The sequence below is a fragment of the Rhodobacter lacus genome (assembly GCF_042683065.1).
In the GTDB taxonomy this organism is placed as follows: domain Bacteria; phylum Pseudomonadota; class Alphaproteobacteria; order Rhodobacterales; family Rhodobacteraceae; genus Rhodobacter; species Rhodobacter lacus.
On sequence record NZ_JBHUIX010000013.1, the window covers coordinates 586,750 to 601,508 of the forward strand.

General features: G+C 65.4%; 11 protein-coding genes. 9 read left to right on the forward strand and 2 right to left on the reverse strand.

The window, feature by feature from the left end:
* Positions 1-47: 47 nt before the first annotated feature.
* Together ACFSM0_RS14905 and ispG are read left to right on the forward strand one after the other, a co-directional pair.
* On the forward strand, positions 48-1,259 hold the full coding sequence (locus ACFSM0_RS14905; protein ID WP_377392023.1) for a helix-turn-helix domain-containing protein: 1,212 nt from the start codon (positions 48-50) through the stop codon (positions 1,257-1,259).
* Positions 1,260-1,367: 108 nt separating this feature from the next.
* Entirely contained in the window at positions 1,368-2,489 is a 1,122-nt protein-coding gene (gene ispG, locus ACFSM0_RS14910) for a flavodoxin-dependent (E)-4-hydroxy-3-methylbut-2-enyl-diphosphate synthase (protein WP_377392026.1), read from the forward strand.
* A 181-nt stretch (positions 2,490-2,670) separates the two neighbouring features.
* Here ispG and ACFSM0_RS14915 read toward each other — a convergent pair whose 3' ends face one another.
* Positions 2,671-3,420 (reverse strand): DsbA family protein, encoded by a 750-nt coding sequence (locus ACFSM0_RS14915; protein ID WP_377392028.1) that lies wholly within the window; start codon positions 3,418-3,420, stop codon positions 2,671-2,673.
* Positions 3,421-3,582: 162 nt separating this feature from the next.
* Between ACFSM0_RS14915 and ACFSM0_RS14920 the strand changes: the two genes are divergently transcribed.
* From ACFSM0_RS14920 to ACFSM0_RS14935, 4 genes are all read left to right on the forward strand, one after another.
* The gene (locus ACFSM0_RS14920) at positions 3,583-4,722 is read left to right on the forward strand and encodes a pyridoxal phosphate-dependent aminotransferase (RefSeq protein WP_377392030.1); all 1,140 of its coding nucleotides are present in this window, start codon (positions 3,583-3,585) and stop codon (positions 4,720-4,722) included.
* A gap of 81 nt (positions 4,723-4,803) precedes the next feature.
* A complete protein-coding gene (locus ACFSM0_RS14925; protein ID WP_377392033.1) occupies positions 4,804-6,018 on the forward strand; it encodes an N-acetylmuramoyl-L-alanine amidase in 1,215 nt (404 codons plus the stop codon).
* Between the two features lie 16 nt (positions 6,019-6,034).
* Positions 6,035-7,204 carry an RsmB/NOP family class I SAM-dependent RNA methyltransferase gene (locus tag ACFSM0_RS14930; protein WP_377392036.1) on the forward strand — a complete coding sequence of 390 codons (1,170 nt, stop codon included), beginning with the start codon at positions 6,035-6,037 and terminating at the stop codon, positions 7,202-7,204.
* Between the two features lie 244 nt (positions 7,205-7,448).
* A complete protein-coding gene (locus tag ACFSM0_RS14935; RefSeq protein WP_377392512.1) occupies positions 7,449-9,722 on the forward strand; it encodes an ATP-binding response regulator in 2,274 nt (757 codons plus the stop codon).
* Here ACFSM0_RS14935 and ACFSM0_RS14940 read toward each other — a convergent pair.
* Positions 9,704-10,291 carry a hypothetical protein gene (locus ACFSM0_RS14940; protein WP_377392038.1) on the reverse strand — a complete coding sequence of 196 codons (588 nt, stop codon included), beginning with the start codon at positions 10,289-10,291 and terminating at the stop codon, positions 9,704-9,706. The genes ACFSM0_RS14935 and ACFSM0_RS14940 overlap by 19 nt on opposite strands.
* 222 nt (positions 10,292-10,513) lie before the next feature.
* Here ACFSM0_RS14940 and recA point away from each other — a divergent pair, with 222 nt between their 5' ends.
* The 3 genes from recA to ACFSM0_RS14955 all read left to right on the forward strand — a co-directional run bounded on the left by recA (position 10,514) and on the right by ACFSM0_RS14955 (position 14,687).
* The gene (gene recA / locus ACFSM0_RS14945; RefSeq protein WP_377392041.1) at positions 10,514-11,581 is read left to right on the forward strand and encodes a recombinase RecA; all 1,068 of its coding nucleotides are present in this window, start codon (positions 10,514-10,516) and stop codon (positions 11,579-11,581) included.
* 158 nt (positions 11,582-11,739) lie between these two features.
* Positions 11,740-14,397: an alanine--tRNA ligase gene (gene alaS / locus ACFSM0_RS14950; protein ID WP_377392044.1), complete on the forward strand. Its 2,658-nt coding sequence runs from the start codon at positions 11,740-11,742 to the stop codon at positions 14,395-14,397.
* Positions 14,397-14,687 (forward strand): DUF1330 domain-containing protein, encoded by a 291-nt coding sequence (locus ACFSM0_RS14955; protein WP_377392046.1) that lies wholly within the window; start codon positions 14,397-14,399, stop codon positions 14,685-14,687. The genes alaS and ACFSM0_RS14955 overlap by 1 nt, the downstream gene beginning before the upstream one ends.
* Positions 14,688-14,759: the final 72 nt, after the last annotated feature.

Below are 14,759 nucleotides of genomic sequence, written 5' to 3' on the forward strand. Positions count from 1 at the left end.
GGCCATAGGGCTCGAATCGGAACGACACCTCGGGGACGGGCAGGCACATGATCAGGTGGAAGGTCACTCCTTCGACACAAGAGGATGAGACAAAACCGAAAGGTTTTGACGATTTCGAACTGCGTCTGGGCGATGTGCTGCGCGGCGAACGCGCCACCCTCTCCAAGTCTTTGCTTGATGTGCAGCGCGAGCTGCGCATCAAGGCCATTCACATCGCTGCGATTGAAAATTGCGATGTTTCGGCCTTTGAATCCCCCTCTTTCATTGCCGGGTTTGTGCGCTCCTATGCGCGCTATCTCGGGCTTGACCCGGACTGGGCGTTTGAGCGGTTTTGCCGCGAGGCGGGCTTCTCGCCGACGCATGGGCTCGCCGCGGCCGCCTCCGGGCCGAAGCCGCAGCGCCGCCCCGCGGATCTGAGCGAGTCGCTCTCCAACCCCAATGCCTCCTTCATCCCGAAACCGGCGCCGTTCTGGACCAAAATCGACCCGCGCGCGGTGGGCTCGCTTGCCGTTGTGGTGATGGTTGCGGGCGGGATCGGCTATGGCGGCTGGTCCGTCCTGCAAGAAGTGCAGCGCGTGCAACTGGCCCCCGTGGATCAGGCGCCGGGCATCGTGGCCGAGCTTGACCCGCTGCATGCAGTGGCGCCGATGCAGACCGCGAATGCCGCAGAGTCGCTGCCGAGCCCCGCGGCGACCGAGGCGTTTGACCGCCTTTACCGCCCCGCCGCGCTGGAGACCCCGGTGCTGATCGCGCGCGATGGCCCGATTGCGGCGATTGATCCGCGTGAGGCGGGGCTGCTTGCCGGCACGGCGCCCGCCGCGCCGAGCCAGCCTGCGCGCCTGGCCGAGGCCACGCTTACCGTGCCCGCCGCGGATGGGGCGCCGATCGTGCGCACGCTTGGCGCCGAGGCGCCCGAGGTCGAGCTGATCGCCGTGCGCCCCTCCTGGGTGCGGGTGACGGGCTCGGACGGCTCGGTGATCTTCGAGAAGGTGATGGATGCGGGCGAGCGCTTCGCCGTGCCGAAACTCGCCGAACCGCCAAAGCTGCGCGCCGGGGAATCGGGCGCGATCTATTTCGCCGTCAATGGCGTGGCGCATGGGCCTGCGGGCGCCAAGGGCGCGGTGACGAAGGGGATCGTGCTGGCGCCCGAGGCGCTGGATGCAACCTATGCCGTGGCTGACCTTGCCGCCGACAGCGATCTGGCCAAGCTCGTTGCCGTGGCCGATGCCTCGTCCGCCATCGCGGCGCCCACCGAATAACGATAACGCGACCGCGGCGGGGCCGCTTTGGGGCGGGGAGCGGCATTGCGTCCGTTGCCCTCGCGCGGCGGCTGACCTATGTGTTGGGCAACGAACCGGAGGCCTCTCATGTCGCACAATCCCATCCGCCCGTGGCGCAACATCGCCCGCCGCCCTTCGCGCAAGATCTGGGTGGGCAAGGTGCCCGTGGGGGGCGATGCGCCGATCTCGGTGCAAACGATGACCAACACCATCACCTCCGACGTGAAAGCCACGCTGGGGCAGGTGATCCGCGCCGCTGAAGTGGGGGCCGATATCGTCCGCGTCTCGGCGCCCGATGAAGATGCGACCCGCGCGCTCAAAGAGATCTGCCGCGAGAGCCCGGTGCCGATCGTGGCCGACATCCACTTCCACTACAAGCGCGCGATCGAGGCGGCCGAGGCGGGCGCGGCCTGCCTGCGCATCAACCCCGGCAATATCGGCGATGCCAGGCGCGTGCGCGAGGTGATCAAGGCCGCGAAGGACCATGGCTGCTCGATGCGGATCGGGGTCAATGCGGGCTCGCTCGAAAAGCACCTGCTCGACAAATACGGCGAGCCCTGCCCGGAGGCGATGCTCGAATCCGGCATGGATCACATCAAGATCCTCGAAGACAACGACTTTCATGAGTTCAAGATCTCGGTCAAGGCCTCCGATGTGTTCCTTGCCGCCGCCGCCTATCAGGCGCTGGCGGAGGCGACCGACAAGCCCTTGCACCTTGGCATCACCGAAGCGGGCGGGCTGATGTCGGGCACGGTGAAATCGGCCATCGGGCTTGGCAACCTGCTTTGGGCGGGCATTGGCGACACGATCCGGGTCAGCCTTTCGGCCGATCCGGTCGAAGAGGTCAAGGTCGGCTACGAGATCCTGAAATCGCTCGGGCTGCGCGCGCGCGGCGTGCAGATCATCTCCTGCCCCTCCTGCGCGCGTCAGGGCTTTGACGTGATCAAGACGGTCGATGCGCTGGAGCGCCGGCTCGAACATATCAAGACGCCGATGAGCCTGTCGATCATCGGCTGCGTGGTGAACGGGCCGGGCGAGGCGCTGATGACCGATATCGGCTTTACCGGCGGCGGCGCGGGCGCGGGGATGATCTATCTCGCGGGCAAGCAAAGCCACAAGATGTCGAACGAGCAGATGATCGACGAGATCGTGCGGCTGGTCGAAGAACGCGCGGCAACGCTTGCGGCGGCGGAACAAGCGGCCGAGTGAGGCGCCGGGGCCGGCCGGAGAGGGGGGCGCTGCCCCCCGTCCGCAAGCGGACTCCCCCCGGGATATTTATGCAAAGTCGAAGCCAAAGGGCGCTCCGAAATGGGCGCCCTTCGACTTTGTGAAAATATCCCGGGGGTGAATTGGCCGAAAGGCCAAGAGGGGGCAGCGCCCCCTTCTGCCCTCAGCCGCGTTCCTGTGCCACGAACTGCTGCATTGTCTCGGTGGGCGCATAGCCGCGCAAGAGCTGGCTGCCGACAACAAAGGCGGGCGTGCCCGCGATCCCCATCCGTTCGGCAAGCTGGGCATTGGCGCGCAGCACCGCCGTTACCTCTTCGGTGTTCATTTTCGCGATCACCGCATCGGCGTCGATCTTCTCGTCGCGCGCGAGCCGTTTCAGGCTATCGAGCGTGATGTCGCCGCGCAGGTCCATCAGCGCATTATGCACCGTCTCATAGGCGGCATCGCCCGCGACTTGGCGCACCGCCACCGCAAAGCGCGCCGCGAGCACCGATTGATCGGAGAGGATCGGGAATTCCTTCACCACGAAGCGGATCTTGCCATCTTTTTTCAGCACGTCGTCGACGACCTGATAGGCCTTCTTGCAGTAGCTGCATTTGTAATCGATGAACTCGACCATGGTCACATCGCCGTCCGGGTTGCCGCCCACCCAGTCGCCTTCGGACTCAAAAATGTCCTGCGCGTTGGTTTGCACCAGAACCTTGTCGTTTTGCGCGGCTTGCGCCTGCTGACGTTCTTCGAGCTTGTTGATCGCCTCGACCAGAACCTCGGGGTTCTCCATCAGGTAGTCGCGCACGGCCGTGCCGAACTGCGCCTTTTCGTCTGCACTCATGGCACCGAGATCAAACGCCTGAGCGGGCAGCGCGAGCGCGGTCGAAAGCGCGAAGAGGGCGGCGAGCGAGAGACGGGTCATCGGGTCATCCTGAAAGGGGCGCCTGCGGCACCGGTTTGCGGCACCTTCGCCAATGCCGCGCCGGCACGCAAGACAAAACCCGCCGCCGCGCTTCAGGCTTTCGTCATTGACCCTGTTTCGGGTCGGGCCTATCCCGGAGCCGCAACTTTTCGGGAGGCGACAATGCGCAGATCCAGCCGGGGGCAGGTCGATCCGTTCATCGTGATGGATGTGATGGAGGCGGCGCGGGCGGCCGAGGCGGCGGGGCGGCGGATCATCCATATGGAGGTGGGCCAGCCGTCGACACCGGCGCCCGCGCGCGCGCGCCAGGCACTTGCCGCAGCCCTTGAGCGCGAGAGCCTTGGCTACACCGTGGCACTGGGCCTGCCGGAGCTGCGCCGCGGCATCGCCAGCCTTTACGCGCGCTGGTATGGCGTCGATCTCGACCCCGAGCGGGTGGTGGTCACGCCCGGCTCCTCGGGCGCGTTCCTGCTTGCCTTTTCGGCGCTGTTCGATGCCGGGGACCGCGTCGCTCTCGGGGCGCCGGGCTATCCGAGCTATCGGCAGATTTTGCGCGCGATGTCGGTCACGCCGGTCGATATTCTGACCCGGCCCGAGACCCGTTATCAGCCGGTGCCCGCGGAAATTCCTGCCGATGTGCAGGGCCTCATTGTCGCCTCGCCCGGCAACCCTTCGGGGACCATGCTCGGCAAGCCCGAGCTTGCGGCGCTGATGCAGGAAGCCGCCGCGCGCGGGCTCGGCTTTGTCTCCGACGAGATCTATCACGGGCTCCACTATGAGGCCCGTGCCACCTCGGCGCTGGAAATCGGCGATGAGGCCTATGTGATCAACTCGTTTTCGAAATACTTCTCGATGACGGGCTGGCGTGTGGGCTGGATGGTGGTGCCGGAGGATCATATCCGCACCGTTGAGCGGCTGGCGCAGAACATGTTCATCTGCCCGCCGCATGCGAGCCAGGTGGCGGCGTGCGCCGCGCTCGAGGCGATTGACGAGCTGGAGGCGAACCGCGCGGTCTATGCAAAAAACCGCGCCCTCATGCTTGAGGCACTGCCAAAGGCGGGCTTTGGCAAAATCGCGCCGCCCGACGGTGCCTTCTACATTTATGCCGATGTCTCCGATCTGACGCAGGACAGCCGCGCGTTTTGCGCCGAAATCCTTGAAAAGGCGGGTGTTGCCGTGACGCCTGGGCTTGATTTCGACCCGGTGCGCGGCCATACGACCTTGCGGTTTTCCTATGCGCGCGCGACCGCGGAGCTGGAAGAGGGGCTCGCGGCGCTCGCGGCGTTCATGGCGGCACGCTGAGGGGTTTCCCTGCCGCGGCGCCATGCGTTAGGATGGCGCAAACCGGCCGCCAGATCCGGCACGCCCCGAACCAGAGCAGAGATGAGACGCCTCCTTTCGACCTTAGTGGCGCTTGTTGCGCTTGCGGCGCCTGTGGGCGCACAGACAGCGGGCCTGTCCGCGCTGGCGCGCCTTGAACCCGAGCGCAGCGCCCTGAGCGCAAGCGACGATGCGACAGAGATCACGCTGGGGCTGAGCCAGCCGGTGCCGTTCCGGGCTTTTTTGCTCGATGATCCGCCGCGGCTGGTGGTGGATTTTCGCGAATTGGATTTTGGCCCGGCCAAGGCGGAGGCATTTTCCCATCGCGGCCTCTTCGGCGAGGTGCGCTGGGGCAAGTTTCGCCCCGGCTGGTCGCGGCTGGTGGCCGAGCTTACCGGCCCGGCGCGGATTGTCTCGGCCGAAGAGCGCACTGCGGGCGCGCCTGCGCTGCAGTTGCGGCTGGCACCGGTTGCGGCAGAGGCGTTCCGCGCCCATGACGGGGCCGCGCAATCGGCGCTGTGGGATTTGCCGCAGCCTGCCCCCACCGGCCCGCCCCTTGCGCGGCAAGATGGCACCCGGCCGCTTCGGGTGATGCTCGATCCGGGCCATGGCGGCATTGATCCCGGCGCCGAGGCGGATGGCTATTCGGAGGCGGTGCTGGTGCTCTCGTTCGCGCGCGAACTCAAGGAGGTGATGACCCGCGCAGGCATCGAGGTCGGCATGACGCGCGACGAGGATGAATTCGTGCCGCTGGAAGAGCGGGTCACGCGCGCCCATGCCTTCCGCGCCGATCTGCTGTTGTCGCTCCATGCCGATGCGCTGCCCGAGGGGGAGGCGATGGGGGCAACGCTTTATCGCTTTGATGACAAAGCCTCGGATTCCGCGTCGCGCAAGCTCGCCGAGCGGCATGACCGCTCTGACCTGCTCGCGGGCGTTGACCTTGAAGGCCATGACGATGCGGTGGCCGGGGTGTTGATGGACCTTGCCCGCACCGAGACCCAGCCGCGCGTGGTGCGGCTGGGGCAGGTGCTGGCGGGCGCGATCAAGGGGGCGGGGATACGAATGCACCGCCACCCGGTGCAGACCGCGAATTTTGCGGTCTTGCGCTCGCCCGACATTCCCTCGGCGCTGATCGAGCTGGGCTTTCTCTCTTCGCAGATGGACCGGGCCCGGCTTCTTGATGCGCAGTGGCGTGCGCAGATGGCGGCCGCGGTCAGCGAGGGGGTGCTGCGGTGGGCGAAAGCCGATGCCGCCGAGGCACGGCTGTTGCGCCAGTGATCCAGAAAGGACTGCCATGACCCCCGCCGCCCGCCTTGCCGCCGCGATCGACCTGCTGGATGCCATTTTGGCGGGGGCGCCTGCCGAACGTGTGCTGACGAATTGGGGCCGCTCCAACCGCTTTGCCGGCTCGGGCGACCGTGCTGCGGTGCGCGATCTCGTGTTTGATGCGTTGCGCTGCCGGGGCAGCTTTGCCGCGCTTGGGGGCGGGCTGACGGGGCGGGGGCTCATGCTTGGGCTCTGCCGCGCCGAAGGGCGCGACCCGGAGGCGCTTTTCACCGGCCTCGGCCATGCGCCCGCGCCGCTCGCCGCGGCCGAGAAGGCGCATCTTGCCGCGCCCGCGCCAGCGCCCGAAGAGTTGCGGGCCAGCGACTGGCCCAATTGGCTTTTGCCGCAGCTGCGCACCGATCTGGGGGCGGATTTCGCGCCCGTATCCGCACGCATGCAGGCGCGCGCGCCGGTGTTTTTGCGCGTGAATACGGCCAAAACCACGCGCGATGCGGCACAGGCCGCGCTTGCGGCGGAGGGGATCGAGACTGCGCCCCATCCCCTCGCCGCGACCGCGCTTGAGGTCAGTTCGGGCGCGCGCAAGCTCTCCAAAAGCCACGCCTATGAGACCGGCCTTGTCGAATTGCAGGATGCCGCCTCACAGGCGATGCTTGCGCTCATGCCGCTCGCCCCCGGCGCGCGCGTGCTGGATTATTGCGCCGGCGGTGGCGGCAAGGCGCTGGCGCTCGCCGCCGCGTGCCCCGAGGCGAAGATCACCGCGCATGACATTGACGCCGCACGCATGCGCGACATTGCCCCCCGCGCCAAACGGGCGGGGGCGCGGATCACGCTGGCGCAACCGGGACAAGTGACCGGCACCTTCGATCTGGTGCTCGTCGACGCGCCGTGTTCGGGCTCGGGCACATGGCGGCGCGCGCCCGAGGCCAAATGGGCGCTCACCCCGGCGCGGCTTGCGGAGCTGACGGCGCTGCAAGGCGAAATTCTTGCGCGCGCGGCGGGCTTTGTCGCCCCGGGGGGGCGGCTTTGCTACATGACCTGTTCACTTCTTGCGGTGGAAAACGAGGCCCAAGTCGCGGCCTTCACGGCGCAGGGGCTCTGGCACAGCCTCCGAGCCCTCCGTCTCACGCCCTGCGAGGGCGGGGATGGCTTTTTTGGCGCGGTTCTTGCGCGCGTGTGAACGGACCGGGAACTTTCTGTTACATCTTTGGGTTGAGCCGGTTATTTGTTAACTAGGCTTTAACCTAAATGTTTCCGAATGCGAGGAGACGATTCTGAAAAGGAACAGGCCCGTGACGCACCCCGATCCGTCCTTGCCGGCGCTTGGCCGCACGGCAGCCCTGATCGCTCCGGGGGCGATTTATCTTCTGCTCGGGGCCGTCGCCGCCGGGGTGGCGGGGTATTTCGCTCAGGATCGGCTCTGGATGACGCTGCTGCTCTCCGTTTCGGGCAGCTTTCTCGTGCTTGCGGTGCTGGCAAAGCTTGCGCAACGGCTTGGCGCGCGGCGGCAGGGGCAGATGCTGGCCTCGCTTTCGGCCTTCATCGCGCATGATGCCTCGCCCTCCTTCACCACCGATGCCGAAGGGGAGATCGGGTATCAAAACCGCGCCGCAACGGATCGGTTTGGCGCGCGGGGCGGGCAAACGCTGGCGCGCGCGCTGGGGGAGCTGTTTGCCAATCCGGGCTCGGTGCTGGCGCGGCTGCAATCAAAGGCGGTGGCGCTTGGCGCGGCGCGCGAAGATGTGGTGACGCGGCGCGGCCATATGCGCATTGCGGTGCACCGCATTGATGGCGGCGGGTTTTTGTGGCGGCTCGAAGACATGGCCGAGCGCGCCGTGGGCGGGCGCGGCGGTGAAACGCTCTCGCTGCCGATGCTGACCGTGTCGAAAACCGGCACGATCCTGTTCATGAACGAGGCGTTGCGGCGGCTGGTGGGCGAGCGGATGCGCACGCTCGACCGGATTTTTACCGATCTGCCGATCCGCTCCGGCGAAGAGCAGGAAATTACCACCACCGAGGGGCCGATGCGCTGCATGGTGGCGCAGATCGAAGGTGCGGGCGGGCGGGACGAGATTTATCTGATGCCGGTGGCGCCGGGGCGTCCGGGCACGCATGACCCGGCCTCGTTCGAGAGCCTGCCGGTGGCGCTGATGCGCCTTGCGATCGACGGGCGCGCGGTCGATGTGAACCGCGCCGCGCGCGGGCTCTTGGGCCAGATCGCGCCCGGCACGCGGCTGTGCGATCTCTTTGAGGGGCTTGGTCGCCCGGTCGAGGACTGGGTCGCCGATGCGGTGGCCGGGCGGACCGAACGCCGCCCCGAAGTCTTGCGCGCGCGCCGTGGGGACCGGGAGGTGTTCTTGCAGGTCACGCTTGCGCGGGTGATCGAGGAGGGGCGCACCGGGTTGATTGCCGTGCTCTCCGATGCGACACAGCTCAAAACCCTTGAAGGCCAGTTCGTGCAAAGCCAGAAGATGCAGGCGATTGGCCAGCTTGCCGGCGGGGTTGCACATGATTTCAATAACTTGCTCACCGCGATTTCGGGCCATTGTGATCTGTTGATGCTGCGCCATGACAAGGGCGACCCGGATTACACCGACCTTGACCAGATCAGCCAGAACGCCAATCGCGCCGCATCTCTGGTGGGGCAATTGCTTGCGTTTTCGCGCAAGCAGACGTTGAAGCCGCGCGTGATCGACCTGCGCGACACGCTCTCGGACCTGACCCATCTGCTCAACCGGCTGGTGGGGGAAAAGGTCGTTCTGACGCTGATCCATGACGATAACCTGAGCACGATCCGCGCCGACAAGCGCCAGCTTGAGCAGGTGATCATGAACCTCGTCGTCAATGCCCGCGATGCGATGCCCGGGGGCGGCGAGATCCGCATCGAGACCGAGAACCTGCGGCTGATCGAAGACCTCAAGCGGGACCGTGCCGCGGTGCCGAAGGGTGATTATGTCGTCGTCAAGGTCACCGACGAAGGCACCGGCATTCCGCCCGACAAGCTTGGCAAGATCTTCGAGCCTTTCTTCACCACCAAAAAACCGGGTGAGGGCACCGGGCTCGGGCTTTCAACGGCTTACGGCATCGTCAAGCAGACTGGCGGCTATATTTTCTGCGATTCCGTGCTCGGCTCGGGCACCGCTTTCACGCTGTTTCTGCCCGCTCATGACCGCCCCGCGGAGGTCGAGACCGATGCCCCGGCGGGCCCGGCGCTTGAGCTTCCCGCCGTTGAGGAAAGCGCGCCCTCGCGCGTGCTTCTGGTGGAGGATGAGGCGCCCGTGCGCGCCTTTGCCTCGCGTGCGCTCAAGCTGCGCGGCTATACCGTGTTTGAGGCCGAAAATGCCGAGGAGGCCTTGCGCATCCTTGACGATGAAAGCCTTGTCTTCGACGTGTTTGTCACCGATGTGATCATGCCGGGGATGGATGGGCCAACCTGGGTGGCCGAGGCGCTCAAGCGCCGCCCCGATACGGCGGTGGTCTTTGTTTCGGGCTATGCGGAGGATGTGTTCCGCGAGGGCCGCCCGCCGATGCCGAAATCGGTGTTCCTGCCCAAACCCTTCTCGCTGAGCGAGTTGACGGCGACGGTGCAAAACCAGATCTCCCGCCACGGCAAGCGCAAGGCGGGGGCGATGAGTGCAGGCCATGCCTCTGCGTCTGGGGGCAGCGCGCCAGATTCCTCTCAGGCAAGGCTTTCGTAAAGCGCCAGATCCGCCGCGAGCGCCTCTTTCAGCGCCGCCTCTGTTTCAGGGCTCAGTTGCGTGTCGACCGCGGGCGGCACGTTCACCCGGGGCAGGGTGATCACGCAATCCAGCCGGTCTTCAAGGAACTGCACGAACCGCTCGATCTCTTCGTAGCGAAAGATCTTGTCGGCAAGCGGGTGGCCGCGATCATCGCACAGATGCGCCGATTGGCTGCCAATTCCGGCCAGACCCGGCTGCGCCACATAGGTCTTTGCGAATGTTTCGAAGCTGAGCCCGGCCATCGGATGCGCAGGGTCTTCAAAATCGTCGCGCAAGCGAAACCGATACCACGAGCGCAACCAGCCGATTGGCTCGCGCATCAGGGCAACGGTGGTGAAGGGCGCTCCGGCCTGCGCCGAGAGCCAGGGCGCCAGCGTGGTGTGATAATCGGCGGCGCTCATGTGTTTGAGGGGGGCCGGGCGCTGCATCCGCACCGAGGCGAGCGGCTCAAGCGCAACCTCTACCGCCGTTGACCCGGCTTTCGGCGTGGCCAGAAACACCAGCCGTTGATCCCAGAAAATCAGCATATGCAAAGCCTTCGCTGTTTTCCCCCTCATAGGCGCTGTGCCGGGGCGGGTAAAGTCCCGGGTTGGGGCGCGCCCTTCAGATGGGGGTCTTGCGCAGGGAAAGTGGAAAACCCGTTGCAATGTTCTCTAAATGTGCTCATATGGGTGAGAACAAGAGGTGAACAATTTCCGGGGCCGGACAGATTGCCGCGCCGCCGCCTCTATGGGATAAGGGGACAACAGATGGCAACGGCAGGCCTTTTCGAGATGAACGACAAAAGCAAGGCAGACAAACAAAAAGCGCTGGAATCGGCGCTGGCGCAGATTGAGCGGCAGTTCGGCAAGGGCTCGATCATGAAGCTCGGCGGTGACAATCCGCCCCCCGAGATCGAGGCGACCTCGACCGGCTCGCTTGGCCTCGACATTGCGCTTGGCATCGGCGGCCTGCCGAAAGGGCGGATCGTTGAAATCTACGGGCCGGAAAGCTCGGGGAAAACCACGCTGACGCTGCATTGCATTGCGGAAGAGCAGAAAAAGGGCGGTGTCTGCGCCTTTGTGGATGCCGAGCATGCGCTGGACCCCTATTACGCGAAAAAGCTCGGCGTGAACCTGGATGAGCTGCTGATTTCGCAGCCCGATACCGGTGAGCAAGCGCTGGAAATCGTCGATACGCTGGTGCGCTCCGGCGCGGTGAGCCTTGTCGTGGTCGACTCGGTGGCGGCGCTGACGCCGCGTGCCGAGATCGAGGGCGATATGGGCGATGCCACGGTTGGCGCGCAGGCGCGTCTGATGTCTCAGGCGATGCGCAAGCTCACCGCGTCGATCGGGCGCTCGAACTGCATGGTGATCTTCATCAACCAGATCCGCATGAAGATCGGCGTGATGTTTGGCTCGCCCGAAACAACGTCGGGCGGTAACGCATTGAAATTCTATGCCTCTGTGCGCCTCGACATTCGCCGCACCGGCGCCATCAAGGACCGCGATGAGGTGATCGGCAACCAGACGCGGGTGAAGGTCGTCAAAAACAAGGTGGCGCCGCCGTTCCGTGAGGTGGAGTTTGACATCCTCTATGGCGAGGGCATTTCCAAGGTTGGCGAACTTGTCGACCTTGGCGTCAAGGCGGGTGTGGTGGCAAAATCCGGTGCCTGGTATTCCTATGGTGACGAGCGCATTGGCCAGGGCCGCGAAAACGCCAAGCAGTTCCTGCGCGACAATCCCGATATTGCCTATGAGATCGAGGACAAGATCCGCGCCAGCCATGGGCTCGACTTCGGTGTTGATCCGACGGCGGAGGATCTGACCGAGGAGTGATCCGCCCCGCGCGCGCTTTGGCTTTGGCCCGGATCGCGCAGGAATGATCGCGGAAACGCCAAACTGCGACGGCCGGGCCCAGTCCCGGCCGCTTTGCTTTCTGGACAGGGCCGGGAAGCATCGCTAAACGGAAGGAAATCTGCAAAAAAGGCCTGCCCATGCCCAGCCTCAACGATATCCGCTCCACCTTCCTCTCCTTCTTCGAAAAGAACGGTCACAAGGTGGTGGAAAGCTCGCCCCTCGTGCCGCGCAACGACCCGACGCTGATGTTCACCAACTCCGGCATGGTGCAGTTCAAGAACTGCTTCACCGGGGTGGAAAAACGCGATTACGTGCGCGCCACAACCTCGCAAAAATGCGTCCGCGCCGGGGGCAAGCACAACGACCTCGACAACGTCGGCTATACCGCGCGCCACCACACGTTTTTCGAGATGCTGGGCAACTTCTCGTTCGGCGATTATTTCAAGCATGGGGCGATCCCCTATGCCTGGGAGTTGCTGACCAAGGATTTCGGGATCCCGAAAGACCGGCTTCTCGTGACGGTTTACCACACCGATGACGAGGCGGCGGAGATCTGGAAAAAGGTCGCCGGGCTCTCGGATGACCGGATCATTCGCATCGCCACCAAGGATAACTTCTGGCAAATGGGGCCGACTGGCCCCTGCGGCCCCTGCACAGAGATCTTTTACGACCACGGCGACCATATCTGGGGTGGCCCGCCCGGCTCGGCGGATGAGGATGGCGACCGCTTCATCGAGATCTGGAACCTCGTGTTCATGCAAAACGAGCAGTTCGAAGATGGCTCGATGCGCGCGCTCGACATGCAATCGATCGACACCGGCATGGGGCTGGAGCGGATCGGCGCGCTGTTGCAAGGCAAGCATGACAATTACGACACCGATCTGATGCGCGCGCTGATCGAGGCGTCGGCGCATGCGACCTCGGCCGATCCCGATGGCCCGGGCAAGGTGCATCACCGCGTGATCGCGGACCACCTGCGCTCGACCTCGTTCCTGATCGCCGATGGCGTGATGCCGTCGAACGACGGGCGCGGCTATGTGCTGCGCCGCATTCTGCGCCGGGCCGCGCGGCATGCGCATATGCTCGGTGCGAAAGACCCGGTGATGCACAAGCTCGTGCCCGCGCTGGTGCGGCAGATGGGGGCGGCCTTCCCCGAGCTGGCGCGCGCCGAAAAGCTGATCGAGGAGACGCTGAAGCTTGAGGAAACCCGCTTCAAAGTGACGCTCGACCGTGGCCTGAAGCTTCTGGATGAAGAGCTTGCCGCGCTCCCCGAGGGGGCAGAGCTTCCGGGCGCCGCCGCGTTCAAGCTTTATGATACTTACGGCTTTCCGCTCGATCTGACGCAGGATGCGTTGCGCGAAAAGGGCCGCACGGTCGATACCGACGGGTTTGATGCCGCGATGGCCGAACAAAAGGCCAAAGCGCGCGCCGCCTGGGCCGGTTCGGGCGAGGCGAGCGATGCCAAGATCTGGTTCGAGATCGCCGAGGCGAAGGGCGTGACCGAGTTCCTCGGCTATGACACCGAGACGGCCGAGGGGCAGATCCTTGCGCTGGTGGTCGAGGGGGCCGAAGTGGCAGAGGCCACGGGCCCGGTGCAGATCGTTGTCAACCAGACGCCGTTTTACGGTGAGTCGGGCGGGCAGGTCGGGGATGCCGGCATCATCCGCACCGAGACCGCCGAGGTGAAGATCTCCGATACCAAGAAGGTCGCGGGTGTCTTCGTGCATATTGGCGAGGTGGTCTCGGGCAAGCTCACGCGCGGCCAGCCCGCGAAGCTCGAGGTGGACCATGCGCGACGCGGTGCGATCCGCGCCAACCACTCGGCCACGCACCTGCTGAACGAGGCGCTGCGGCGCGCGCTTGGCGAGCATGTCGCGCAAAAGGGCTCGCTCAACGCGGAAGACCGGCTGCGCTTCGACTTTTCCCATTCCAAGGCGATGACGCGCACGGAAATCCTTGCGGTGCAGCGCGAAGTGAATGAATTCGTGCGCCAGAACAGCCCGGTCGAGACCCGGATCATGACGCCCGACGATGCCCGCGCGCTTGGTGCGCAAGCGCTCTTTGGCGAGAAATACGGCGACGAGGTGCGGGTTGTTTCGATGGGCGAGCTTTTGGGCTCGGGCAAGGGGACGAGCGGCAAGACCTACAGCCTTGAGCTCTGTGGTGGCACCCATGTGAAGCAGACCGGCGAGATCGGCGCCTTCTTCATTCTGGGCGACAGCGCCTCTTCGGCCGGGGTGCGCCGCATCGAGGCGCTGACCGGGCAGGCGGCGCTTGATCAGCTTGAGGAATATGCCGATACGCTCCACGCCGTTGCGGGCGCGCTCAAAACCTCGACCCATGACGTGCTTGAGCGCGTGACCGCGCTGGCCGAAGAACGCAAGGCGCTTGCCAATGAAGTGGCGCAGCTGCGCCGCGAACTGGCCATGTCGGGCGGTGCCACTGGCGGCCCGGAAGTAGAAGAAATCAATGGCTTGCGCTTCATTGCTCAGGTTGTGTCCGGGGTCTCTGGCAAGGATCTGCCCGCGCTCGTCGACAGCCTGAAGGAAAAGGTTGGCTCGGGCGCGGTGCTGATCGTCGCCGATACCGGCGGCAAGGCGGCCTGTGCGGCGGGCGTCACGGATGACAAGACCTCGGTTGTATCGGCGGTCGATCTCGTCAAGGCGGCGGCTGCCGCGCTTGGCGGCAAGGGCGGCGGCGGTCGCCCGGATATGGCGCAGGCCGGCGGGGCAGATATTGCCAAGGCTGATGAAGCGCTGGCCGCCGCGCGCGCCGTGATTGCGGGGAACGCGTGATGCCCTCCGCGCTCTGGATCGCTCACGTCGAGGTGCTCGACCCCGAGGCTTACGGCAAATATGCCGTGGCCGCGGGGCCGGCGATTGCTGCGCATGGCGGGGTGTTCCTTGCCCGCGCAACGCGCTATGTGCAGCTTGAAGGCAATGACCGCGCCCGCAATGTGGTGGCGCGGTTCCCGTCGCTTGAGGCCGCCGTGGCCTGCTACCACTCAGACGCCTATCAAGCCGCGCTCGCCCATGCCAAGGGCGCCTCGGTGCGCGATTTGGTCGTGGTTGAAGAGAGCGCCTGACCCTTTCGCCCCGCCCCGAAAAGCGTTAACGTGACACACATGTGTCAGTGTTACACCGGGGCGGAGCCAACC